General features: G+C 67.7%; 22 protein-coding genes and 2 pseudogenes. 9 read left to right on the top strand and 15 right to left on the bottom strand.

The window, feature by feature from the left end:
* The 3 genes from L1088_RS05850 to L1088_RS05840 all read right to left on the bottom strand — a co-directional run bounded on the left by L1088_RS05850 (position 1) and on the right by L1088_RS05840 (position 1,754).
* The gene (locus L1088_RS05850) at positions 1 to 504 is read right to left on the bottom strand and encodes a TFIIB-type zinc ribbon-containing protein (RefSeq protein ID WP_038048528.1); all 504 of its coding nucleotides are present in this window, start codon (positions 502 to 504) and stop codon (positions 1 to 3) included.
* A gap of 73 nt (positions 505 to 577) precedes the next feature.
* Positions 578 to 1,105, bottom strand: coding sequence for an inorganic diphosphatase (locus tag L1088_RS05845; protein WP_234554119.1), 528 nt, complete (start codon positions 1,103 to 1,105; stop codon positions 578 to 580).
* A 10-nt stretch (positions 1,106 to 1,115) separates the two neighbouring features.
* Positions 1,116 to 1,754 carry a glycerophosphodiester phosphodiesterase gene (locus tag L1088_RS05840; RefSeq protein ID WP_234554118.1) on the bottom strand — a complete coding sequence of 213 codons (639 nt, stop codon included), beginning with the start codon at positions 1,752 to 1,754 and terminating at the stop codon, positions 1,116 to 1,118.
* Positions 1,755 to 1,776: 22 nt separating this feature from the next.
* Here L1088_RS05840 and L1088_RS05835 point away from each other — a divergent pair, with 22 nt between their 5' ends.
* Genes L1088_RS05835 through L1088_RS05825 form a run of 3 tightly spaced genes read left to right on the top strand, consistent with a single transcriptional unit; the run spans position 1,777 to position 4,756 of the window.
* Positions 1,777 to 2,418, top strand: a complete 642-nt coding sequence (locus L1088_RS05835; RefSeq protein ID WP_234554117.1) for a YcxB family protein — start codon at positions 1,777 to 1,779, stop codon at positions 2,416 to 2,418.
* Positions 2,391 to 2,699, top strand: a complete 309-nt coding sequence (locus L1088_RS05830; protein WP_234554116.1) for a ComEA family DNA-binding protein — start codon at positions 2,391 to 2,393, stop codon at positions 2,697 to 2,699. The genes L1088_RS05835 and L1088_RS05830 overlap by 28 nt, the downstream gene beginning before the upstream one ends.
* Before the next feature lie 2 nt (positions 2,700 to 2,701).
* A complete protein-coding gene (locus tag L1088_RS05825) occupies positions 2,702 to 4,756 on the top strand; it encodes a DNA internalization-related competence protein ComEC/Rec2 (protein WP_234554115.1) in 2,055 nt (684 codons plus the stop codon).
* On the opposite strand, the gene L1088_RS05820 is transcribed toward L1088_RS05825, so the two are convergent.
* The 4 genes from L1088_RS05820 to mnmG are packed head-to-tail and all read right to left on the bottom strand — an operon-like array spanning position 4,744 to position 8,935.
* On the bottom strand, positions 4,744 to 5,556 hold the full coding sequence (locus L1088_RS05820; RefSeq protein ID WP_234554114.1) for a ParB/RepB/Spo0J family partition protein: 813 nt from the start codon (positions 5,554 to 5,556) through the stop codon (positions 4,744 to 4,746). The genes L1088_RS05825 and L1088_RS05820 overlap by 13 nt on opposite strands.
* Entirely contained in the window at positions 5,540 to 6,289 is a 750-nt protein-coding gene (gene soj, locus L1088_RS05815; RefSeq protein ID WP_234554113.1) for a chromosome-partitioning ATPase Soj, read from the bottom strand. Before soj ends, L1088_RS05820 begins: the two co-directional genes overlap by 17 nt.
* Entirely contained in the window at positions 6,283 to 7,011 is a 729-nt protein-coding gene (gene rsmG / locus L1088_RS05810; RefSeq protein ID WP_038048541.1) for a 16S rRNA (guanine(527)-N(7))-methyltransferase RsmG, read from the bottom strand. The genes soj and rsmG overlap by 7 nt, the downstream gene beginning before the upstream one ends.
* Positions 7,012 to 7,039: 28 nt before the next feature.
* A complete protein-coding gene (gene mnmG / locus L1088_RS05805; protein ID WP_267961067.1) occupies positions 7,040 to 8,935 on the bottom strand; it encodes a tRNA uridine-5-carboxymethylaminomethyl(34) synthesis enzyme MnmG in 1,896 nt (631 codons plus the stop codon).
* Between mnmG and dnaA the strand changes: the two genes are divergently transcribed.
* From dnaA to pyk, 4 genes are all read left to right on the top strand, one after another.
* On the top strand, positions 8,895 to 10,208 hold the full coding sequence (dnaA, locus tag L1088_RS05800; RefSeq protein ID WP_038048545.1) for a chromosomal replication initiator protein DnaA: 1,314 nt from the start codon (positions 8,895 to 8,897) through the stop codon (positions 10,206 to 10,208). The genes mnmG and dnaA overlap by 41 nt on opposite strands.
* Positions 10,209 to 10,505: 297 nt before the next feature.
* Positions 10,506 to 11,630: a DNA polymerase III subunit beta gene (dnaN, locus tag L1088_RS05795; RefSeq protein WP_234554111.1), complete on the top strand. Its 1,125-nt coding sequence runs from the start codon at positions 10,506 to 10,508 to the stop codon at positions 11,628 to 11,630.
* Positions 11,631 to 11,675: 45 nt separating this feature from the next.
* On the top strand, positions 11,676 to 12,944 hold the full coding sequence (eno, locus tag L1088_RS05790) for a phosphopyruvate hydratase (protein ID WP_234554110.1): 1,269 nt from the start codon (positions 11,676 to 11,678) through the stop codon (positions 12,942 to 12,944).
* Positions 12,931 to 14,355, top strand: a complete 1,425-nt coding sequence (gene pyk, locus L1088_RS05785; protein WP_234554109.1) for a pyruvate kinase — start codon at positions 12,931 to 12,933, stop codon at positions 14,353 to 14,355. Before eno ends, pyk begins: the two co-directional genes overlap by 14 nt.
* Positions 14,356 to 14,452: 97 nt before the next feature.
* Here the strand turns inward: pyk and L1088_RS05780 are convergent, their stop codons facing one another.
* From L1088_RS05780 to L1088_RS05770, 5 genes and pseudogenes are all read right to left on the bottom strand, one after another.
* A complete protein-coding gene (locus tag L1088_RS05780) occupies positions 14,453 to 15,925 on the bottom strand; it encodes a phosphodiester glycosidase family protein (protein ID WP_234554108.1) in 1,473 nt (490 codons plus the stop codon).
* A 50-nt stretch (positions 15,926 to 15,975) separates the two neighbouring features.
* Positions 15,976 to 17,232, bottom strand: coding sequence for an RtcB family protein (locus tag L1088_RS12540; RefSeq protein ID WP_326490758.1), 1,257 nt, complete (start codon positions 17,230 to 17,232; stop codon positions 15,976 to 15,978).
* 1,164 nt (positions 17,233 to 18,396) lie between these two features.
* Positions 18,397 to 18,501 (bottom strand): annotated as a pseudogene (locus tag L1088_RS12610) (hypothetical protein); the annotation flags it as partial.
* Between the two features lie 33 nt (positions 18,502 to 18,534).
* Positions 18,535 to 18,852 (bottom strand): annotated as a pseudogene (locus tag L1088_RS12605) (RtcB family protein); the annotation flags it as partial.
* A 92-nt stretch (positions 18,853 to 18,944) separates the two neighbouring features.
* Complete coding sequence (locus L1088_RS05770) at positions 18,945 to 19,604, bottom strand: hypothetical protein (protein ID WP_234554106.1); 660 nt, start codon at positions 19,602 to 19,604, stop codon at positions 18,945 to 18,947.
* A 213-nt stretch (positions 19,605 to 19,817) separates the two neighbouring features.
* Between L1088_RS05770 and L1088_RS05765 the strand changes: the two genes are divergently transcribed.
* Together L1088_RS05765 and ndk are read left to right on the top strand one after the other, a co-directional pair.
* Positions 19,818 to 20,750, top strand: coding sequence for a PP2C family protein-serine/threonine phosphatase (locus L1088_RS05765; RefSeq protein ID WP_038048554.1), 933 nt, complete (start codon positions 19,818 to 19,820; stop codon positions 20,748 to 20,750).
* Positions 20,751 to 20,771: 21 nt separating this feature from the next.
* Positions 20,772 to 21,185, top strand: coding sequence for a nucleoside-diphosphate kinase (gene ndk / locus L1088_RS05760; RefSeq protein WP_234554105.1), 414 nt, complete (start codon positions 20,772 to 20,774; stop codon positions 21,183 to 21,185).
* A 42-nt stretch (positions 21,186 to 21,227) separates the two neighbouring features.
* Here ndk and L1088_RS05755 read toward each other — a convergent pair whose 3' ends face one another.
* The 3 genes from L1088_RS05755 to folP form a co-directional block, all read right to left on the bottom strand.
* Positions 21,228 to 21,773 (bottom strand): LabA-like NYN domain-containing protein, encoded by a 546-nt coding sequence (locus L1088_RS05755; protein ID WP_038048562.1) that lies wholly within the window; start codon positions 21,771 to 21,773, stop codon positions 21,228 to 21,230.
* A 175-nt stretch (positions 21,774 to 21,948) separates the two neighbouring features.
* Positions 21,949 to 22,305 (bottom strand): dihydroneopterin aldolase, encoded by a 357-nt coding sequence (folB, locus tag L1088_RS05750; RefSeq protein ID WP_038048564.1) that lies wholly within the window; start codon positions 22,303 to 22,305, stop codon positions 21,949 to 21,951.
* A 2-nt stretch (positions 22,306 to 22,307) separates the two neighbouring features.
* On the bottom strand, positions 22,308 to 23,126 hold the full coding sequence (folP, locus tag L1088_RS05745) for a dihydropteroate synthase (protein WP_234554104.1): 819 nt from the start codon (positions 23,124 to 23,126) through the stop codon (positions 22,308 to 22,310).
* Between the last annotated feature and the right edge of the window lie 17 nt (positions 23,127 to 23,143).

Here is a 23,143-nt window from a genome sequence, read left to right as displayed (position 1 = left end):
CTAGAGGAGGATGGGCTTCAGAAGCTCCCGCACCTCCTGAAAGCCAAATTCGTACACCGAACCCGAGGGCAGGGTGAACTCCAAAAGGTCCCGGGCCCCGGGGAAGAGGATGCGCCGCAGGGCCAAAGGCCCCTCATCGCCCTGCACATGCGCCGTCAGGTAGTCGGGCTCCAGGTTGGGCTCGTCCTCCGCCTCCTTGGGAGGCTCCTCCCCCACCCCTTCCTCCAGGCGGCGCAGGGCTTCCAAGAGCTCCACTCTGGGCACCCGCACCTCCTCCTCCAGGGTGCCGTCGGAGAAGACCAGGACTACCTCCTCCCCCTCCCCATAGGCGGAAAGCCCCCACAGGGCCTCCTCCCCCTCCTCCCCTTCCTCCGGCGCCTCCACCAGCTCCAAGGTGCCGTCGGAAAGGAGGCGGAGAACAGCCCCGCAGGACTCACAGTCCAAAAGGTCCCCCGCCTTGTACCCCTCCAGCTCCAGGGTTTCCCCGCATACCGGGCAGACCATAGGCTTCCTCCAATCCCATTGTAAGGGGAAAAAGACCTGGCCCCAGGGCCAGGCCCACTCGCTTCCCCCGCATTCAGGCGCCGTAACGGGCGATGCAGGCCCGCACCTCCTCCAAGGCCGCCTGCCGGTCCCGCCAGCCCGTGACCTTCACCCACTTGCCCTTCTTGGCCTCGAGGGCCTTGTAGGTTTCAAAGAAGTGCTGGATCTCCTGCCGCACCCCCTCGGGCACATCGCCGATGTCCTGGATGTGGTCCAGGCGCTGGTCCTCCGCCACCACCCCGATGATCTTGGCATCCCCGCCCTTCTCGTCCTCCATGAGGAGGAGGCCCACCACCCGCACCTCCACCACCACCCCGGGCAGCAGGGGGTAGGTGGAGAGGACGATCCCGTCCAGAGGATCCCCGTCCTCCGCCAGGGTGGAGGGGATGAAGCCGTAGTCCCCCGGGTAGAACTGGGCCCCTGGGAGCACCCGGTCCAGCCGGATCACCCCCAGCTCGGGATCGTACTCGTACTTATTTCCAGAACCCCGGGGTACCTCGATGACCATGTGGACCACTTCAGGGGCCTTCTTGCCCACGGGAAGGCTCTTGAGGTTCGCCATAGCCCCCCCATTATAGGGGAGGAGCAAGGACTTCCGGGAAGTCCGTGATGAGGGCCTCCACCCCCCAGGCGGCCAGGGCCTGGGCGCGCGCCCGGTCGTTCACCGTCCAGGCCAGAACCCGGTAGCGGGCCTTCAAGGTGCGGACCCTTTCCGCCGTGAGCAGGGAAGCTTCCGGGTGAACCCACTCCACCCCCAGGCAGGAAGCCAGCTCCTCGGCCTCCGGCTTCTCATAAAGCAGCCCCAACGGCCTCACGCCGAGCCTACGGAGGCGCACCAGGGCCAGCGGATCAAAAGAGCTCACCCAAAGGCGCTCCAAGGGGTAGCGGACCAGAAGCCGGGCCAAAGCCTCCTCCCGCCCGTCGGTTTCCGGGGGCAGGCTTTTGAGCTCCACGTTGATCCAAGCGGTGGGAAAGGCCTTCAGCACCTCTTCCAGGGTGGGAATGAAGGCGGGAAGTTCACGGCGGCTGAGCTCCCTTAGGGGAACGCCCTCCAGGGTGAAGTCGTGGTGGAGCACGAGAACCCCGTCCCGGGTCAGGTGCACGTCCAGCTCAAACCCATCCAAGCCGGCCTCCAAAGCCCTCCTAAACGACTCCAGGGTGTTCTCCCGAACGGAGCGGGCAAAGCCGCGGTGGCCCAGGCGTAAGAGCACGGGGGGAGTATACAATGGGGCCATGGGCAAGTATGAAGCGGCGTTTTCCCAGCTGGGAGAGCGGGCTTTGGCCCAGCTGGAGGGCCCTGGCGGTTTTCTTGCCGTTACCGAAACCCACCTGGTCTTCGTGGACGAGGGCGGCGTGCAGCGCCTGGAGCTCGCCCGAATCCGGCGGGTGGGGCGCGGGGAGGCTGGTACCCTCGCGGTGCAGGGAGAGGAGGCCTCCTTGCTCATTCCCCTAAAGGCCTTTCCCTTGGAGGAACTGAAGGCTTTCCTGGAGGGCCTCAAGCTCCACGTGACCCGGGCCCGCAAAGCCACCGCCCCCCCTCCCCCCGGCCGGGCCGCCCTCCCCACGCAGGAGGCAGCCCCGCCCCCCAAACCCGCCAAGCCTCCCGTTTGGGAAGAGGAAGCCCCCCCACCCCGCTCCTCGGTGGAGCTGGCCCCGGAGCCTGAGCCCGCCCCCACACCCGCACCGCAACCCGTCCAAAGGGGGCGAAACCCTTTCGCCCTCGCCTTGAAAGTGCTCTCCCTGCTCACCCTGGGGTACACGGTGGGGTTTTTGGCCCTGAACCCCGGGGCCGACCCCTGGGTGCTGGCCGGGGTGGCGCTGGGAGGGCTGGGCCTGGCCTTGACGGAGTGGTCCTCGGCTACCTCCTCGCGGTAGCCCTGCTGGCCCTTTTTAGCCTCTGGCCCAAGCTGGCCCCCACACCCCAACCCGTTCGGGTGGAAACCCTGGCGGAGGCCAGCTTCCAACCCCCGGCCCCGGAGCCCATCAGCTTGAACCGGGCGAGCCTCGAGGAGCTCATGGAACTGCCCGGCGTAGGTCCTGTGCTGGCCCAGAGGATCGTGGAAGGGAGGCCCTACGCCCGGGTGGAGGACCTCCTGCGGGTCAAGGGCATTGGGCCGGCCACCCTGGAGCGCCTCAGGCCCTACGTGCGCCCTTAGGGATGAACGCCACGCGGTCTTCCCCTGCTCTCCTGGCCCCAGGGGTGGGCCTGGGGCTTGGGGGGCTTCTTGGGGCCTGGGGCCTCCTCTCCCCCTGGGTCCTCCTCACCGCTCTTCCCCTTTTCCCCCTCTTTCGTTGGCCCTTAGCGCTGGGGCTGGCCCTGGTCCTCCTGCGGGGTACCCTCTGGCCCGCTCCGGAACCCCCTTATGGCCTGCGGCTGGAGGGGACCTTTGCCGTCCAGGGAGGCTTCACCCCATGGGAGGGGCACCGGCTTTGGGTTAGGCACTACCCGCCCCTGGAAGACGGCCTCTACCGCCTCCGGGGGTACCTGGGGCCGCCCGAGGGGCGGCGCAACCCCGGTGGGCTGGACCAGAGGGCCTGGCTCCTGGCCCAGGGGGTAAAGGGGGTGTTTCACGTGAAACAGGCGGAGCCCCTAGCCCCCCTCCCCGATCCCCGGGCCCCCTTCCGGGAGCGCCTCCTCCAGGGGCTTTCCCCCTTAGGCCGGGAGGTTATGGAGGGGCTCACCCTTGGGGACAAGAGGGGCCTGGAGGAAGGCTACGCTCTATTCCAGAAAGCGGGCCTGGCCCACCTCTTGGCCGTTTCCGGGCTCCACGTGGGCTTCCTGGTGGGAAGCATGGTTCTCCTCCTTTGGCCCCTGGGGCGGTGGCGCTACCTGCTGGCGCTTCTCGTCCTGCCCCTCTACCTCTGGCTCGCCGGCCCCAGCCCCTCCCTGGTCCGGGCCAGCCTCATGGCCGGGCTCTCCCTCCTCGGCCTCTTCCTGGGGCTGGGGGCCGCGGGAGTGCTCCAGGCCTTAGGCCTAGCCCTTTTCCTCCAGCTCCTCCACCGGCCCGAGACCCTTTTGAGCCTGGGCTTCCAGCTCTCCCACCTGGCAGTCCTAGGGATCGCCCTGATCCTCTCCCCTCTGCCCCGGCCCCCAGGGGCCTGGGGCTACTTCCTGGAAAGCCTCCTGGCCGCGGTGGCGGCGCAGGCTTTCCTAGCCCCCCTTCTCCTCCACCGCTTCGGCTTCCTGCCCCTTCTCTCCCCCCTGGCCAACCTCCTGGCCCTCCCCCTGGTGGCCCTTCTGGTGCCCCTGGGCTTCCTCAAGCTCCTCCTCGGGGGCGTCCTGGCCCCCCTGGTGGAGCCCTTGGTCCAGGCCCTCCTCGCCCTGGCGGGGTTGGCCAGCCAGGGCCCCCTCCTGCGCTGGGGAGAAGTGAGCCCAACGGGGTTCGCCCTCTACTACCTGGGCCTCCTGCCCCTCCTCCTGGTCCTCCACCGGGTGTGGCCCTGGCGAAGGGCCCTGGTCCTGGCCAGCCTGCCCCTCCTGGTGGGGCTCCTCGCTGCCTGGCCCAAGCCCCTGGACCTCTGGGCCCTGGACGTGGGCCAAGGGGATGCCCTCTTGGCCCGGATGGGCGGGGCTGAGGTTTTGGTGGATGGGGGGCGGCCCGAGCAGGGGGAGAAGCTGGTGCGGGCCCTACGGGCCCTGGGGGTGGAGGCCTTGGAGGTGATGGTGGCCACGCATCCGGACGCGGACCACTACGGGGGGCTTCTCAAGGTGGCGGAAGAGGTGCCCCTCGGCCTCGCCCTCCTCTCCCCCGCTTTCCCCCGGGATCATCCCCTGGTGCGGACCCTGGAGGCAAGGGGGGTGCCCCTCCTCATTCCGGGCGCGGGAACCCGGCTCTGGGTGGGAAGGGGCCGCCTCGAGGTGCTTTGGCCATCCCATCTTTCGGGAAATGACGACCAAGACGGCCTGGTCCTCCTCCTGGACTTCGGCGGCCCCAAGGCCCTCCTCCTGGCGGATGTGCCCCAGGGGGTGGAGGAGCGCCTGGACCCACCGCGGGTAGTGGTCCTGAAGGTGAGCCACCACGGCTCCCGCACAGGCACCGCGGAAGCCCTTTTGCAGCGGGTAGCGCCCCGCATCGCCTTGATCGGCGTGGGGTCGAACCCCTTTGGGCACCCCCATCCGGAGGTGAGGGAGCGGCTCCTGACCCGCGGGGTAAGGGTCTACCGCACCGACCAGCAGGGGGCGGTTCGCGTCCTCTTTGGCTACTCCTGGTAGCCCAGGCGGCGGAGCAGGGCCTCGAGCTCCTCCAAGGAGCGGTAGCGGATGACCACCTTGCCCCGCTTGCCCCCCACCACCTGCACGGGCATCCCCAGGTGGCGCGAGAGGCCCAGGGCAAGGGGCGAGGGCTCCTTGGCGCTCCGCTCCCGTTCCCGCACCAGGCGCTCCCGCAGGGCTTCCGCCTGGCGCACGGAAAGGCCCTTCTCCAGCACCTGCTGAAGTCCGAAGAGGCGGTCCTCCGGCTCCAGCATCAAAATGGCCCGGGCGTGCCCGGCGGTGATGCGCCCCTCCTCCAAAGCCGCCAACGCCTCTTCGGGAAGCTGCAAGAGCCTGAGGGCGTTGGCCACGGTGGAGCGGGCCTTACCCACCCGCCGGGCCACCTCCTCCTGGGTAAGGCCCATGGCCAACAGGGCCTGGTAGCCCCGGGCCTCCTCCACCGGGGAGAGGTCCTCCCGCTGGAGGTTCTCCACCAGGGCCAGCTCCAAGGCCTCCTGGTCGGTGAGGTCGCGGACCACCACCGGCACCTCCGTGAGGCCCGCCAACTCCGCGGCGCGGAAACGCCGCTCCCCAGCCACCAGCTCGTAAGCTTCCCCTTTGGGCCGAACCAAAAGCGGCTGGAGCAGGCCCTTTTCCCGAATGGAGGCCGCCAGCTCTTGCAAGCCCTCCTCGGAGAAGCGCTTGCGGGGCTGGGCGGCGTTGGGACGGATAGCGGCGAGGGGCAGGCGCACCACCGCCCCCGCCGTCTTCGGCAGGAGGGCCTCGAGGCCCCTCCCCAGACCGCTAGGCTTCTTGGACACGGGCGATCACCTCCTCGGCCAGTCGGCGGTAGGCGTGAGCCCCTGGGGACGTGGGGGCGTGCTGGGCGATGGTCTTGCCGAAGCTGGGGGCCTCCGCCAGGCGCACGTTGCGGGGAATCACCGTCCAAAAGACCTTCTCCCCAAAGTGCCCCCGGAGCTGGGCCTCCACCTGTTGCGACAGCAGGGTGCGGCCATCGTACATGGTGATGAGGATGCCGAGAAGCCGCAAGCGGGGGTTGAGGCGGCTTCGCACCTCGTCCAGGGTGGAGAGGAGACCCGCCACCCCCTCCAGGGCGTAGTACTCCGCCTGCACCGGCACCACCACCCCGTGGGCCGCCGCCAAGGCGTTCAGCGTAAGGGGGGAGAGGCTCGGGGGCACGTCCAAAAGGGTGAGATCGTAAGCCTCATCGCCCAGGGTCTGCGCCAGGGTCAGGGGCATCTCCGCCAGCTCCACCGTGGCCCCCACCAGCTCCGGGGTGGCGGGGAGCAGGTGGAAGCTGTCCACCTGCTGCACCAGCGTTTCCAGGGGCTCCCCCTGCAAGAGCTGGTACACTCCCCGTTCCGGGCGCAGGCCTAGGCCGCTGGTGGCGTTCATCTGCGGGTCCAGGTCCACCAGAAGGACCCGCTTGCCCATGCGCGCCAGGTAGGCGGCCAGGTTGATGGCCGTGGTGGTCTTGCCCACCCCCCCTTTCTGGTTGACCAAGGCGATGCGCCGCACCTTGGCCTTTAGCATAAGGGATGTTTCTGGGGTACCCCCGGGCGCCGGGGAAAGCGGGCAGGGGTGGGGCTTTCCTTGGCAAGGACCACCAGGGTCCTGACCTCTCCGGCAAAGGGGAGCTTCAGAGTGTGGGTGGCCTGGTGGCGGCCCCCAAGGAGGGGCAGGGCCTGGGGAAGACGGGAAAGCTCCTCCTCCACCCTCGGCCCCTTCTGCGCCACCATCGCCCCACCCAAGGCCGCGAAGGGCAAACCGATCTCAGCGAGAACACATAGGGAGGCCACCGCCCGGGCCACCACCCGCGCGTAGGCTTCCCGGTGCTCGGGGCGGTGGGCCAGCTCTTCCGCCCGGCCCCAAAGGGGGTAGGCCCCCTTAAGCCCCAGGGCCTCCACCGCCTCCGCCACAAAGGCCACCTTCTTCTGGGTGGCGTCCAGGAGGGTAACCTCCAGCTCCGGTCGCACGATCTTCAGGGGCAAGCCGGGAAAGCCCGCCCCCGTCCCCAGGTCCAAAACCCGGACGGGGCCTTCAAAAAGGGGCAGGGTGAGGAGGGTGAGGGAGTCCAGGAAGTGCTTGACCACCACCTCCTCCTCCGTGCGCAGGGCAGTGAGGTTATGGCGGCGGTTGGCCTCCATCAGGAGCTGGTAGAGGCGGGAAAAGGCGGGCAGGTGGGGCTCGAGGTCCAGGCCCAAGACCACCCCCCCCTGGAGCAAGACCTCCCTCCCCCGCGGGCTCAAACCCATGCAACCCCCCTGTGTTTCCCGTGAAACATCAGGCCAGCCTCCGCAGGTGGACCAAAAGGGCCGTCAGGTCCGAGTCCCGCACCCCCGGAACCCGCGCCGCCTCCGCTAGGGTGCGGGGCCTGAGGCGGGAGAGCTTCTCCACCGCCTCCCGGGAAAGCCCTGGCACCCGGGGGAAGTCTAGCCCCTCGGGGATGCGGAAGGCCCCCAGGTCCCGCATCCTTTCCCGCAAGCGCTCCTGACGCTCGATGTACCCCGCGTACTTGGCCCGCACCTCCACCTGGTAGGCCTCCTCGGGGGAAAGGGGCTTAGGCGGGGGAAAGCGCTCCACCAGCTCTCGATAGGTGTTGTCCGGGCGCCGCAGCCACTGGAGCCCGCTTACCCCTTCCACCCGCAAGGCTTCCAGACGCCTGAGCTCCTCCGCCACCCTGCGGTACTTGGCCTCCACCCGCTCTTGGTCCTCCCTGGGCCTCAGGCCCCAGGCCACCGCCAGGGGGGTAAGCCGCTCGTCGGCGTTGTCCGCCCGGCACAGGAGGCGGAGCTCCACCCTCGAGGTCATCATGCGGTAGGGCTCGTCTGTGCCCCGGCCCACCAGGTCGTCCACCAGCACGCCGATGTAGCCGCTCTCCCGGGGCAGGTGCACCTCAGGCAAGCCCAGCGCGTACCGGGCGGCGTTCAGCCCCGCCAAAAGCCCCTGGGCGGCCGCCTCCTCGTAGCCCGAGGTCCCGTTCACCTGCCCGGCGCTGAAGAGCCCGGGGAGCTTTCTGGACTGCAGGCCCCGGGTGAGCTCGGTGGGGTCCAGGCTGTCGTACTCCACCGCGTAGGCGTAGCGCTGGATCACCGCCCGCTCAAACCCGGGGAGGCTCCGCACCATCTCCTCCTGAAGCTCCGGGGGGAGGCTTGAGGAAAACCCCTGGAGGTAGACCTCGCTGGTGGCCAGGCCGTCGGGCTCCACGAAGAGCAGGTGGCTTTCCTTGTCGGCAAAGCGCACCACCTTGTCCTCGATGGAGGGGCAGTAGCGGGGCCCGATCCCTTCGATGTCCCCGGCGTAGAGGGGAGAGAGGTGCAGGTTCTCCAGGATCAGGCGGTGGGTGCGGCCGGTGGTGCGGGTCTGCCAGGTGGGAAGCCTGCTGGCGTAGGGCCCGGGGTTTCCCGTGAAACTTCCGGGGGGAACCTCGGGGGGCACCACCTCGAGGGCGGCGTAGTCCACGGAGTCCGCCCGGATGCGGGGCGGCGTACCGGTCTTGAAGCGCCTCAGGGTGTGCCCCACCGCCCGCAGGCTTTGGGAGAGAAACCGGGCCGGGGGCTCCCCCTGGCGCCCTGCGGGCCGGGACCTGCGGCCATACCAGACCACACCACCCAGGAAGGTGCCCCCCGCCACCACCACCGCCTTGGCGGAGATCCCCCGGCCATCCACCGTGCGCACCCCTAAGAGCTCCCCCCCCTCCACCCAGAGGGCCGCCACCTCACCCCGCACCACCTCGATGGGCCTTTCCGCCAGGATCTCCTGCGCCTTCAGGGCGTAGAGATCCCGGTCCACCTGGACCCTTAGGCTTTGCACCGCCGGGCCCTTGGAGCGGTTCAGCACCCGGGTGTGGATGGCGGCGGCGTCCGCCGCCCGGCCCATGAGGCCTCCCAAGGCGGTGAGCTCAGCCACCAGCTGGCTCTTGCCCGGCCCCCCCACCGCGGGGTTGCAGGGCATCATGCCTATACGCTCCGGGTTCACGGTGATCAGGGCTACCCGCACCCCCAAGGCCGCCGCCGCCCAGGCGGCCTCGAGGCCCGCGTGGCCGCCCCCCACCACCACCACGTCGTACCCCATCCCACCCTCCACTTTACCGGAGGGCCTGGCGTACAATGTTCCTCCGGAACGCTGGGGGGGAGCCTTGACCCACGAGGCCGTTTGGCAAAACGTCTTGGAACACATCCGCCGCAACATCACCGAGGTGGAGTACCACACCTGGTTTGAGCGGATACGCCCCCTGGGCATCCAGGAGGGCGTCCTGGAGCTGGCGGTGCCCACCTCCTTTGCCCTGGACTGGATCCGCAAGCACTATGCGGAGCTCATCCAAGAAGGTCTCAGCCTCCTGGGGGCTCAAGCCCCGCGGTTTGAGCTCAAGGTGGTCCCCGGCACCCCCGTGCAGGAGGACATCTTTCACACCACCCCCAGCGCGGAAGCCCCGCAACCCAAGCTCAACCCGAAGTACACCTTCGAAAACTTCGTGGTGGGGCCCAACAACTCCATGGCCCATGCGGCGGCAGTAGCGGTGGCCGAGTCCCCAGGCCGGGCCTACAACCCCCTTTTCATCTACGGGGGCGTGGGCCTGGGCAAGACCCACCTCATGCACGCCGTGGGGCACTCCGTGGCCAAGCGTTTTCCCCACCTTAAAATCGAGTACGTGTCCACGGAGACCTTCACCAACGAGCTCATCAACGCCATCCGCGAGGACCGCATGACGGAGTTCCGCGAGCGCTACCGCTCCGTGGACCTCCTCCTGGTGGACGATATCCAGTTCATTGCGGGCAAGGAGCGCACCCAGGAGGAGTTCTTCCACACCTTCAACGCCCTTTACGAGGCCCACAAGCAGATCATCCTCTCCTCCGACCGCCCCCCCAAGGACATCCTCACCCTCGAGGCCCGCCTCAGGAGCCGTTTCGAGTGGGGCCTCATCACCGACATCCAGCCCCCCGACCTGGAAACCCGCATCGCCATCCTCAAGATGAACGCCGAGCAGCGGGGCCTGAGGGTGAGCGAGGAGGTGCTGGAGTACATCGCCCGCCAGGTGACCTCCAACATCCGCGAGCTGGAAGGCGCCCTGATGCGCACCGTGGCCTACGCCTCCTTAAACGGCGTGGAGCTCACCCGCGCGGTGGCGGCCAAAGCCCTTTCCGACATCTTCGCCCCCCGGGAAACGGAGGTGGACCCCCAGGAGATCGTGCGCAAGGTGGCGGAGCACTTCGCCCTGCGCCCGGAGGAGCTGGTAGGAGGGGGCAGGCGCAAGGAGGTGGTCCTCCCCCGGCAGATCGCCATGTTCTTGGTGCGGGAGCTCACCCGGTCCTCCCTGCCGGAGATCGGCCAGCTCTTCGGCGGCCGCGACCACACCACGGTGCTCTACGCCATCCAAAAAGTTCAGGAGCTCTCAGAAAGCGATCGGGAAGTCCAGTCCCTCCTCCGATCCCTTAGGGAGGCCCTCACATGACCCCTGTGGATAACCTGTGGATAACCCTGTGGATAACTGGGGTTTGCCTGTGGATAACCTTGTGGATAACCTGTGGACAACTGACCCGTTCCGCGGGCCTGTGGATAACTGGCAAGTTATCCACAGCTTATCCACAAGGAAAAGCGGGTTATCCACAGGAGTTATCCACAGGCCTTTTTCTCTCCCACACGCTATTTTTGCCCCCTTATCCACATATCCACAGCCCCTATTACTATGGCTACTATCTTTTTAAATCTTTTAAGAGTCCTTAGAAGCAGTAAAAAGGAAGGTGGTAGAATGAACGTAAGCTTTCCCAAGAACCTCCTGGCAGAACAACTGGGCCTCTTAGAGAGGGTCATTCCTTCCCGGAGCTCCAACCCCCTCTTCACGTACTTGGGTCTAGCGGTTCTTCCCGACACCTTGGTGCTCTTCGGCAGCAACGGGGAGGCCGACTTGGAGGTACGCCTTCTTGCCGATGTCCAGGGCCAGGGCCGCTATCTGGTGCCAGCCCAACCCTTCTTCCAGCTGGTGCGTAGCCTTCCCGGGGACCTGGTGGAGTTGGGCTTGGGCCAGGATCTGGAGCTGGCTTCGGGGCGTTTCCGCACCCGCCTCAGCCTGGCCCCCACCGAAGGCTACCCCGAGCTCCTCTTCCCCAGCCCGGAGGCCCCCTCGGATGCCTATCCCCTGCAGACGACCCTTTCCGCGGAGGACCTCTTCCGAGCCCTTGCCCACGTGCGCTACGCCGCCAGCAACGAGGAATATCGGGCCATCTTCCGCGGGGTGCAGCTGGAATTCGGGGAGAAGGGGGTGCGCGCGGTGGCCTCCGACGGCTACCGCCTGGCCCTCTACGACCTGAAGAGCCCCCAACCCTTCCAGAAGAAGGTGGTGGTCCCGGCCAGGAGCGTGGACGAGCTCACCCGGGTTCTCAAGAGCGTGGGGGAGGGGCCGGTGGTGGTGGCCCTTGGCCAGGGAACCCTGGGACTGGCGGTGAGCCGTGAGGGGGTGGGGCAGCTCCGCATGGCGGTCAAGCTCATGGAAGGGGAGTTCCCAGACTACGAGCGGGTCATCCCCAAGGACTTCCCCCTGAAGGCCACCTTGGAGGTGGAGGCTTTCCGGGAAAGCCTTCGCCGGGTGAGCGTTTTGGCCGACCGCCAGAACCACCGGGTGGACCTCTTTTTCCAGGACGATCGGGTGCTCCTCACCGCTGAGGGGGATTATGGCAAGGGCCAGGAGGAGCTCCCGGTGCGCCTCGAGGGCACTCCCTTGGCGGTGGCCTACAACGCCCGCTACCTCCTGGAGGCCTTCGGACCCCTTTCCGGCCAGGCCAGCCTGCTGCTTTCTGGGCCCACAAGCCCCAGCTTGGTGCGTCCCGTGGGCGAGGGGGAGGGGTACCAGGCGGTGGTGGTGCCCCTTAGGGTGTAAGCTCTTATCCAGGGGGGCGTGAAGCGCTTCCAAAAAGGAGGAACCATGACCACAATCGTCAGCGTACGGGCGCGTGAGGTGTTGGACTCCCGCGGCTTTCCCACGGTGGAGGCTGAGGTGGAGCTGGAAGGGGGCGTCAAGGGGCGGGCCATGGTGCCCTCCGGGGCCTCCACCGGAACCCACGAGGCCCTGGAGCTACGGGATGGCGGCAGGCGCTACCTGGGCAAGGGGGTCCAGCGGGCCGTGGAGAATGTCAACGAGCGCATCGCTCCCGAGCTCATCGGCCGGGACGCCCTGGACCAGGAGGGGGTGGACCGGGCCATGCTGGAGCTGGACGGGACGCCCAACAAGTCCAATCTGGGGGCCAACGCCATCCTGGCGGTCTCCTTGGCCACCGCCCGGGCGGCGGCGGAGGCCCTGGGGCTTCCCCTCTACCGCTACCTGGGTGGGGTCCAGGGGGTGGTCCTGCCTGTGCCCCTCATGAACGTCATCAACGGGGGGAAGCACGCGGACAACCGGGTGGACTTTCAGGAGTTCATGCTGGTGCCCGCGGGGGCGGAGAGCTTCTCGGAGGCCCTGCGCATCGGCGCTGAGGTCTTTCACACCCTCAAAGGGGTCTTGAAGGAGAAGGGCTACAGCACCAACGTGGGGGACGAGGGGGGCTTCGCCCCGGACTTGAAGAGCAACGAGGAGGCCATCGAGCTCCTCCTCCTGGCCATTGAGCGGGCGGGGTACACCCCAGGGCAGGAGGTTTCCTTGACCCTGGACCCCGCGGCCAGCGAGCTTTACCGGGATGGGCGGTACCACCTGGAAGGGGAGGGGCGGGTGCTCTCCTCCGAGGAGATGGTGGCCTTCTGGGCCTCCTGGGTGGAAAAGTACCCCATCCGCTCCATCGAGGACGGCTTGGCCGAGGACGACTGGGAGGGTTGGCGGCTCCTCACCCAAGAGCTTGGGGGGAAGGTGCAGTTGGTGGGGGATGACCTCTTCGTCACCAATCCGGAAAGGCTTCGGCAGGGCATTGAGCGCAGGGTGGCCAACGCCATCCTGGTGAAGGTGAACCAGATCGGCACCCTTTCGGAGACCCTCGAGGCCATCCGCCTGGCCCAGCGCTCCGGCTACCGGGCGGTGATCAGCCACCGCTCTGGGGAGACGGAGGACAGCTTCATCGCTGACTTGGCGGTGGCGGTGAACGCGGGGCAGATCAAAACCGGCTCCCTCTCCCGCTCCGACCGCCTTTCCAAGTACAACCAGCTTTTGCGCATCGAGGAGGAGCTGGGGCGGGCGGCGCGCTTCCTGGGTTATGGGGCCTTTTAAGCGCACCAAGATCGTGGCCACCCTAGGCCCGGCTTCGAGCACCAAGGAGACCATCCGGGCCCTGGCGGAGGCGGGGGCCGACGTCTTCCGGCTGAACTTCAGCCACGGCACCCCCGAGGACCACCAGAGGCGGGTGGCCTTGGTGCGTGAGGTGGAAAAGGAGCTGGGCAAGCCCTTAAGCCTCCTTCAGGACCTCCAGGGGCCCAAGGTCCGCATCGGGCGTTTCCGGGAAGGACGGGTGGAGCTCAAGCCCGGCCAGACCTTTGTCCTTACCCGTCTCCCCGTGGAGGGGGACGAAACCCGGGTTGCCCTCACCTACCAGGGCCTGCCCGAGGATGTGAGCCCGGGCCAGGTCCTCCTGCTGGACGACGGCCGCATCCGCCTGCGGGTGGAGGGGGTGGAGGGGGGCGAGATCCGCACCCGGGTGGAGGTGGGGGGCATCCTTTCCGACAGCAAGGGCATCAACGTCCCCGGGGCGGACCTCTCCATCCCCGCCCTTTCGGAGAAGGACATCCAGGACCTGGCCCTGGGGGCGGAACTCGGGGTGGACTGGGTGGCGGTTTCCTTCGTGCGCACCCGGGACGACCTCCTCCTGGCCCGGCACTACCTGGCCCGCTACGGCTCCCGGGCCCGGCTCATGGCCAAGATCGAGAAGCCTTCCGCTGTCCAGCGGTTTGAGGAGATCCTGGAGGAGGCGGACGGCATCATGGTGGCCCGGGGAGACCTGGGGGTGGAGATGCCCCTGGAGGAGGTGCCCATCGTGCAAAAGCGCCTTATCCTCCGCGCCATCGCCGCCGGGAAGCCGGTGATCACCGCTACCCAGATGCTGGAGTCCATGGTGCAAAACCCAAGCCCCACCCGGGCCGAGGCCTCCGACGTGGCCAACGCCATCTTCGACGGCACGGACGCGGTGATGCTCTCCGCGGAGACCGCCGCTGGGGCTTACCCGGTGGAGGCTGTGGCCATGATGGCCAGGATCGCCCGGTCGGTGGAGGCTTCGCCGGAGTTTGCCCAAAAGCTTAGCGTGCTGCGCCCGGCGCCCACCCCCACCACCCAAGACGCCATCGCCCAGGCGGCGGAGGACATCGTGGAGGCGGTGGAGGCTAAAGCCATTGTGGTCTTCACCGCCACGGGTAGCTCCGCCCGGCGCATCGCCCGCACCCGGCCCAAGGTGCCCATCCTGGCCCTCACGCCAAGCCTCGAGGTGGTGCGGCAGCTGGCCCTGGTCTGGGGGGTGTGGCCCCATCTCGCTCCTGACCCGCAGGACACCGACGACATGGTGCGCATCGCCCTGGAGAAGGCCAAGGCCTGCGGGCTGGCCCAGGTGGGGGAGCGGGTGGTGATCGCCGCGGGAGTACCCTTTGGGGTGCGGGGGACCACCAACCTCATCCGGGTGGAGCGGGTGAGCTGATACCACCCCACCCTGGCAGGGCCAGGGTGGGGGCCCCGGTAATGCCTTTTTGCAAGCCCAATCTCGGCGTGAGCCCTCCCGCGGGAGGAGGCGCCCTTTAGGGGGCGTAAAGGGCCAAGGCGCTCACCACCGGCCTGGGGGAGCCTTGGTACGGGCTTCGCAGCCTCCCCTGAACCCAAAGCTGGGCCGAGCCTCCCCCGTCCATCCTGAGGGCGTTCCAGGCCCCCAAGGAGAGGAGGGCCCGGGCCAAAACCCCGGGGGTGGTGGGCTCGGAGACCAAAAGCCAAAGCCTGCCCTCCCGGGTCCAGGCCACCGCCGCCTGGGGGGCCACCGCCTGGAGGGGCCTCAGGTCCTTGAAGTTCTCTCGCATAGGATCGAAGGCGTACTGGCCTTCCCGCACCAGGAGAGGCCCGCCTTCCAAAGCGTAGGCGAAGGGGGGGTCTAGGCGGCCGTAGAGGCTCAAAGGATCCCCGGGTCGCAAGGGAAAGGGTGGGGATCCTTGGGGAAAGCTGAGGGCCCAGGCCCCAGGAGGGAGGTCCTGGGGAGCGGGCAGGATGGCTTCCACCCGGTCCCCCCGCACCAGGGCCACCTCCTCCCCCTCCCGCCCCACGGGACCGGGAACGGTGTGGGCGGTGAAGCGGGCGCGGGAGGCGTTCACCCCCACCCGCACCCGCTCCCCCTGGGGCCCCCGCACCACCGCCTCAAAGCGGGGGAAGTCCAGGAAGAAGCGGAAGCCCTCCCACATGAGGGCCACCCGGCCAAAGGGGTAGGCGACGGTGACCCCGTCCTGCACCCAGAGCCCGATGGGGGTGCCCGTCTTGGGGTCGAAGTAGCCCCCGTTTAAGACCGCCAGGGCCCCCGGGGCCAGGTTCTTGGGCAGGTCCCGTACCCCGGGCTTCCCCACGGGCAGGAGGCGGCCTTCGGTGGCCTCCACCAGGTAGAGCCTGAGGGGATCGGGGGCGAAGGCCCAGACCTCCTTGTAGTGCACCCCGGGGGCCAGGGCCTCCTCCACCTCGGGAGCCAGGAGGTAGAGGTCCAGAACCAGCCTGGGGGGGTCCTGGAGGGGGAAGAGGCGGTGGCGGAGGAGCCGGCCTGGGGCCTCGAGGCGAAGCTCAGTTCCCTGGGGGAGGAGGCGCACCCCTGCCCGCAGGCCCTGGGGCCAGGGGGCCTGGAGGACCTCCGGGGCCAGGTAGGGGAGGAGAAGGGTAAGGCGTTCCTGCCCCTGCGCTTCCTGGGGGGGACCTGGGTAGGGGGTGGGGAGGTCCAGGACTACCCGGAAGGCCCGGCCCTGGGACCCGAAGCGGGTCCCGGCTTCTGGGACCTGGAAGTACCCCAGGGCCTTCAGGGCTTGCAGGGGCAGGAGCTCTCCGCTAGGGGGCGGTAGGGAGGGATCGGCAGGCTCCGCCCATCCCACCCCCGGCACGTACGCCAGCCGTACGCCTGCCCCCTCATACACCCAAGCTCCTCCTTCCTCGCGAAAGGTCAAGCCGAAGACCCCGGCGGGCAGAAGGTTCTGGCCGAGGCCCAAGGGAAGAAAGGCCAGGAAGCTGAGGAGGAGAAGGCGTCTCATCTCCCCATGAAAGCAGAAGGGGGTGAGAGGAACCTGATACCCCTACCCCTTCAACCTTTGACCACGATGAGGGGTCTGAGGCGGGCCACCTTCCTTCCGATCCCCGCTCCCTGGACCGCCTCCACCACCACGGACACGTCCTTGTAGGCCTCGGGCATCTCCTCGTCCACCGTGGCCCGGGTGGCGGCCCGCACCAGGATGCCCCTTTCGGCGAGTTCCTTCACCAGGTTGCGCTCCCGGGCCACCCGCTTGGCCTGGTGGCGGCTCATCTTGCGCCCGGCCCCGTGGCAACTGGAGCCGAAGGAAACCGCCATGGCCTTTTCCGTTCCTGCTAGCACGTAAGAGTAGCGGCCCATGTCCCCGGGCACCAGGACGGGCTGGCCCACCCGCCGGTACTCCGGGGGGATCTCCGGGTGGCCGGGGCCAAAGGCCCGGGTGGCCCCTTTGCGGTGTACCAGCACCCGCTTCCCTCCGTGCTCCTCAAACTTGGCGTTGTTGTGGGCCAGGTCGTAAAGCACCCTCAAGCCGTGGTCCCTGGGGGTGTAGCCCACGGCCTCAAAGGCCTCCCGCACGAAGTGGGCGATGAGCTGGCGGTTGGCGAAGGCGAAGTTGGCGGCGGCGGCCATGGCCTGGAGGTAGTCCTGGCCCTCCGGGCTCTGGATGGGGGCTGCCGCCAGCTGCTTGTCCACCAGCTCGATGCCGTAGCGGGGGGCCACCTTCAGGAAGCGCTCCACGTAGTCCTGGCAGACCTGGTGGCCCAGGCCCCGGCTTCCCGTGTGGATGAGGACGGTGACCTGGCCCGGGAAGAGCCCGAAGGCCTCCGCCACCTCCCCGTCGTAGATCTCGTCCACGTACTGCACCTCGAGGAAGTGGTTCCCGCTCCCCAGGGTGCCGATCTGGGGGGCGCCCCGCTCAAAGGCCCTATCCGAGACCTTGTCGGGATTGGCCCAGGGGAGGCGGCCCTCGGACTCGATGAAGTGGAGGTCCTCCGGGTAGCCAAAGCCCCGCCGGATGAGCCAGCCCGCCCCCTCCTTGAGGATTTCCCTAAGCTCCCGCTTGCTGAAGCGCACGTCCTTGCGCTCGCTCCCCACCCCCGAGGGGATGAGGCGGTAGAGGGTATCGGCTAGCTCCTTCTGCTTGGGCAGAAGTTCTTCCAGGGTGAGGTGGGAGGTGAGGAGGCGGACGCCGCAGTTGGAGACCACGAACCCCTCCGCCACGAAGTTGTGCCCCTCATGGGCCATGGAGAGGTCGTACACCCTTCCCCCGTGGGGGACGACCTCCACCGCCACCACCCGGTCAAAGAGCATGGGTCCGGCCTGCTGGAGAAACTCGGGAAAGGTGGGGAACCCCCAGGTTCGGAACCCGCCTCTCCCTTCGTAAAGGGTGCGCTCCACGAAGCGCCTGGGGAGGTTTAGGGTGGCGGCGATGGCCTTTGGCCCAAGGCCCGCCTTCCGCAGGGCCAGGACGTCCCTGGCCCCGGCTTCCCGTGCTTGGAGGTGGGCCATCTTAAGGCGGAGGTAGAGGGCCGCTGCCTGGGCCAGGCGAGCCTTTTGGGGAGCATAAGCGTAGCCCACGTGCTCGTAGAGGCGGCGGAGGTTGTCCGGGGTGCTCCGCAGGATCAGCTTGAAGCGGTAGGAGGGGTCTAAAGGCTCTTCCCAATCGCTTTCTTCTCGCAGGGATTGGACTTCTAGGCCCAGGCTTTCCAACAGGTGGGCCAGTTCCTCCATGAGGCGCCGTCCCGCCTCGAGGAGGCTCTTTCGTTTGGACTGGGAGAGGGTGGGGGCCGCTAGATTGTGCCCGTGCCCGGATACCGCTTGCGGGGCCGAAAGCTCCGCCCCAAAGAGCCCCGCCAGAAAGTTGGCCTTAAGCCAAGCGGGCAGGGGGAAGAGCCAGGAAGGCAGGGCGAAGGCCTGTTGCGCCTTGGGACCCTCGGGGAGGCCCAGGGCGTGGAGGAGGAGGAAGAGGGCTCGGGAACTGGCCTTCAGGCTGGCCTCCTCCGTGGCGAAGCTGCGCCCCCGGAAGCGGTGCCTCCTTAGGCGCACGTAAGGACCCCCCGAACGGAAGCCCAGGCGCCGAAGGTCTTCTTTGGCCTCCAGGAGTCCTTCCGCGTCCCCGTAAAGGACCAGGTATGCCTTTCCCCGGGAGCGGTAAAGGGTGCCGTCGCCCAGCGCATAGCCCAAGAGGCGCAGGATGACGGGCAGGTGCGGATGGTCTGCCCGCAGGGGGAGGAGCCCCTTCGCCTTGAGCACCTCCGCCGCCTGGGGAAAGCCCAGGGCGCGCCCCAAAGTTCGGGCTTGCTCCTCGTCCAGGAGGGTGATAGGGGGAGGGGGTTCGTGGGGGAAGCCTTGGAAGGGATGGACGGCCACCCGGTCGTCAGGGGCCAGTTGCCCTATAGCCCGCATCCCTTCGGGCGTGTACACGGGATGGTCGGGGGTGGCCTCCAAAACAAACCCCCCCTCGGTGCGTAGGCGCACCAGGTTTTCCCCTTCCCGGGAAAGGAGCAGAAAGGCTTGGCCGGCTTCGGGTTTTTCCCCAAGCTTCCAAACGGTGAGCAAGGGTTCCTTCTCCTTGGCCACCTCCTCTATGGGGCGGGTGTAGCGGTCGTGGAAGAGGACGCGGGTACCGGCGGGGAGGCAGTTGATGTCAAAACCTACCCCTCCTGGGCTCACCACCCCGCCCGCTTCCGGGTCAAAGGCCGCCACCCCCCCGATGGGGAAGCCGTAGCCCCAGTGGATGTCGGGCATGGCCAGGGCGGGCTCCACGATGCCCGGCAGGGTGGCCACGTTCATGAGCTGCTGCAAGGAGGCGTGGTTTTCGGCCTCGAGGTCCTTCAAAATCTCCTCCGAGGCGAAGAAAACCGCGTCCACTCGCATCTTCCCCTGGCGGGGGATGCGGTAGGTGTAGGGGGCGATCTTCTCAAAGCGCATGGCGCCCTCCCCAAAGCAAAAGGCCGGGCTTTTGGGCCCGGGGTTAGTCTCAAGTTACCGCGGTATGCGGTATGCGTCAAGGCTATGCAGGCCTAAGGAGCCTTGGAAGGTTCGGAGAGGGGGGTAACCTCTAGGTTGTCCAGGTAGAGCACCAGGTTCGGGTCATGCACTCCGAAGCCCAGCCCTCCTTGGCGGAAGTCGGGGTCTTGCCACGCAAGGAGTTCCCTTCCGTCCATGCGGAACCGGACCTCCCCGGTGCTTCGGGCGAGGACCTCAAAGCGGTGCCATAGCTTGTCCATGACAAACGCTTCGCCCACTTCCTTGAGCTCGGGCCTCTTGGCCACCACCCTCCGTTGCTCTCCTAGCACCTTGGTCAGCTCTATGCCGTCGCGGCCGAAGCGGAACTCCAAGCCTTGAGTTCCCGCGGGATCAAGGAACACCCGGGCTAGGAGACCCGCCGAACCCCAGTAGGCGTTCCCCAGGGATTGCACATCAAAGCGGGCTTGGTAATCTGTCCAGTTCCCTGCCCCTGTGGTCAGCAGGGCGCCGCCAAACGGGGCTAGACGGACGGCGCGCGTGATGGCGTTTTTGGGGTCTAGCGCTTCGACGACGGTGAACGTCGCTTTTTCCTTCGCCAGCAAGCCATAGCGCTCGGGAGCCACCCCGGTCAGTACCGCGCCTACGGGATACCGTTCAAAGTCGTCGCTTAGGGGAAGAGGATTTCCCGGGAGAACCCAGGTGGGAACCTCCACTCGGCCCCTGGGGAGAGGCAACTCCACCCCCGGAAGGGGCTGGAAGACGGTGGGGGCGCACGCGCCCAGGAGCGTCAGGGCCGCACCCAACCATGGCCATGGATTCCGGAGCATGAGCCACCTCCTTTGCCCTTCCATTTCCACGATGGACCAAGGCGGTTTCCCTCGTCAACTGGACAGGCAGCTTAGAGCAAGGTGGGTTAAAATCCCCCTGTGCCCGACCTTGTCTTCGCCCTGGAAACCCACCCCGGGCTGAAGCGGCCCAAGAACGAGGACGCCGTGGGCCACGCCCTCGCCCCTTGGGGCGGGGTCTTCGTGGTGGCGGACGGGATGGGCGGGCACCGCACGGGGGAGGTGGCGGCCAGGCTGGCGGTGGAGACCATCCTGGAGCACCTGAAGGGGGTTGAGCCTTCCCCACGGGTGCTCCTCCAGGCCTTGGAGCGGGCCAACGAGCGCATCCACCAGGAGGCCCAGCGCCCGGAAAACCGGGGCATGGGCACCACGGCCACCTGCCTGGTCCTGGACCTGCCCTACGCCCTCATCGCCCACGTGGGGGACTCGAGGGCCTACCTCCTCAGAAAAGGAGAGCTCACCCTCCTCACCGAGGACCACTCCTGGGTGGCGGAGAGGGTGCGCCAGGGCCTCCTTTCCCCGGAGGAGGCCAAGACCCACCGCTGGCGCAACGTGATCACCAACGCCCTGGGCTCCTTCCCCCAGGCCCGGGTGGACCTCCTGGGCTTGAAGCTGGAGCCTGGGGACGTGTTCTTGCTCTGCACCGATGGCCTTTCCGGGGTGCTGGAGGACCGGACCCTCTTGGAGGTGCTGAAGCACTTCCCCCCGGAGGAGGCTGCCCGCCGCCTGGTGGCCCTGGCCAACGAGTGGGGGGGGCCGGACAACGTGAGCGTGGTGGTGGTGCGCCTTCCCGAGGAGCTTCCCCGGGCTAGCCGCCCCTACGCCCTGCCCCTCGAGGCGGCAAAGGGCGCCCCGGTGCGCCTGAAGCTGGGGGAGGAGCCGGAGGAGCTGCCCACCCAGGTCATGGAGCCCGAGGGGCGGAGGGTACGGGTGGGCTGGCGGGACATCCTCCTCATCGGCCTGTGGGTTCTGGTGGTGGCCTACATCCTCCTGGGCTACTTCAAAGGCCCCTAAACCTGCTAGACTCCTAAGGGTATGGAGCGAACCTTCGTGATGGTGAAACCCGATGGCGTGCGGCGCGGGCTGGTGGGGGAGATCCTGGCCCGCTTTGAGCGGAAGGGCTTCCGCCTGGTGGGCCTAAAGCTTATGCAAATCCCCCGGGAGCTGGCCGAACAGCACTACGCCGAGCACCGGGAGAAGCCCTTCTTCCCCGGCCTGGTAAGCTTCATCACCTCGGGGCCGGTGGCGGCCATGGTCCTGGAGGGGCCCAACGTGGTGGCCGAGGTGCGGAAGATGATGGGGGCTACCCACCCCAAGGACGCCCTTCCCGGCACCATCCGCGGGGACTTCGCCACCACCATCGACGAGAACGTGATCCACGGCTCGGCCACCCTCGAGGACGCCCAGAGGGAGATCGGCCTCTTCTTCCGACCGGAAGAACTTCTCTAAGCGATTTCCTCGAGGTCTGCTGGGAGGGTTGCCCAGCGGGCCTTATTCCTGGCTTTCCGGGGATTGCGGCAGGCTGGGGGCCCGGAGGCGCTCCCAGGGGAAGTCGTCCAGGGGGTAGAAGCGGTCTGCCTGTTGCGCCAGGCGGTGGGAGGAGAGGGCGTGGAAGGTGGTGTTCTCCACCTGCTTGCCCATGTCCTGCACCACCCGCACCACCTCGGCGAAGTCGCCGTCCCCGGAAACCAGCACCGCCACGTCGTAGGCGTCGGCGTAGGCCAGGCGCAGGATGTCGATGGCGATCTGGATGTCCACCCCCTTCTCCACGAAGCCGTCCGCCCGCCGCTCGAGCCTTCCTAGGCGCACGGCCACGTAGGGCACCCGCTTCAGGTAGTTGAGGAAGCTCTGGTGGGCCTTGGCCGCGGGGTCTTCCGGGGGCAGGGGGGCGTTGTAGTAGTAAGCCCGTAGAAGCCGCCGCCCGGCGGTGAGGAGGGTGATGAACTCCACGAAGTTCAGCCGATAGTCCGAGCCCAGGTGCTGCACCAGCCCCTTGTAGAGGTTGGAGCCGTCGATAAATATGGCCACCTTTTCCATAACTGGCCCGCCCCTTTCCGGGCTCCTTCAGTCTAGCCCAGAGGCGTGAGAAAGTTCATAGCCCACCGCCCCAATGAGCGGTGGGGAAGGCATACCCGCTTCGGCTTAGCCCTTTCGGGCGCCGGTATCCTACCACAGCCTTACCATGAGCGCAAGATGAGGAAAGAAAATGCCTTTAGGAGCGCACTTTTTCCGTTTCCGCGTACACGTCGCGGAAGACCCCGGGGATGGGGGCGTGGGGCTTGTGCACCCGCACCCGCACCCCCTGGAGGCGGGGAAAGGCCCTAAGGAGTTCCTCCGCCAGGTGGTCGGCCAGGGCCTCGATCAGGTAGAAGCGGCGCCCCCGCACCGCCTCCTCCACCAGGGCGTAGACGGCGGCGTAGTCCACGGTTTCCTCCAGCCGGTCTCCCTTGCCCTCAAAGGGCACCTCGAGCCAGAGGTCCACCACGAAGCGGGCCCCGAGCTTTCCCTCCTCGGGCATCACCCCGTGGTGGCCGTAAAACTCCAGTCCCAAAAGGGCGATCCTGCCCATACCTACTCCTGAAGGGCATTCCACACGGAGAGGGCTTCCCGGTGGGCCTTCACGTCGTGGACCCTCAAAAGCCTTGCCCCCTTCAGGGCGGCGAAGAGGTGGGCGGCCACCGAGCCGAAGACCCGCTCCTTGGGCTCTCCCACCCCGGTGAGCTCCCCGATGGCGCGCTTCCTTGAGAGCCCCACCAAAACCGGGTGGCCCAGCGCCACGATCTCGTCCAGGCGGCGTAGGAGGACCAGGTTGTGCTCCAGGAGCTTGCCGAAGCCGAAACCGGGGTCCAAGACCACCTGGGGCACCCCCGCCTTCAGTGCTATATCCGCTTGCGCTTTGAGAAAAGCCCTTACCTCCGCTACCACGTCCCCGTAGCGGGCGTGGGCCATCATGGTCCTGGGGTCAGGCACGGGCATGTGCATGACCACCGCCGCCACCCCGTACCGGGCACAGAGGGCCACCATGCGCTCGTCCCGAAGGCCCGTCACGTCGTTGATGAGGTGGGCCCCCAGCTTTAGGGCTTCCTCCGCCACCTCTGGCTTGCGGGTGTCCACGCTCACCGGCACCCCCAGCGCAAGAACGGCTTCCAGGACGGGGAGGAGCCGCCTTTTCTCCTCCTCCACGGGCACGGGCTCCGCTCCTGGGCGGGTGGACTCGGCCCCCAGATCCAAGAGGTCCGCCCCCTCGGCCACCAGGGCTTTGGCCCGCTCCAGGGCCCTTTCCGGGTCCAGGTAGAGGCCGCCATCGGAGAAGGAGTCGGGGGTGAGGTTGAGGATGCCCATGATCCGAGGCTGGGAGAGGTCTAAAGTGCGGTCGCGAAGCCAGAGCACGAAAGGATTATATTGGG

It is taken from the genome of Thermus caliditerrae (genome assembly GCF_021462525.1).
GTDB classification, from domain to species: domain Bacteria; phylum Deinococcota; class Deinococci; order Deinococcales; family Thermaceae; genus Thermus; species Thermus caliditerrae.
This window is presented reverse-complemented; position numbering and strand designations above follow the sequence as displayed.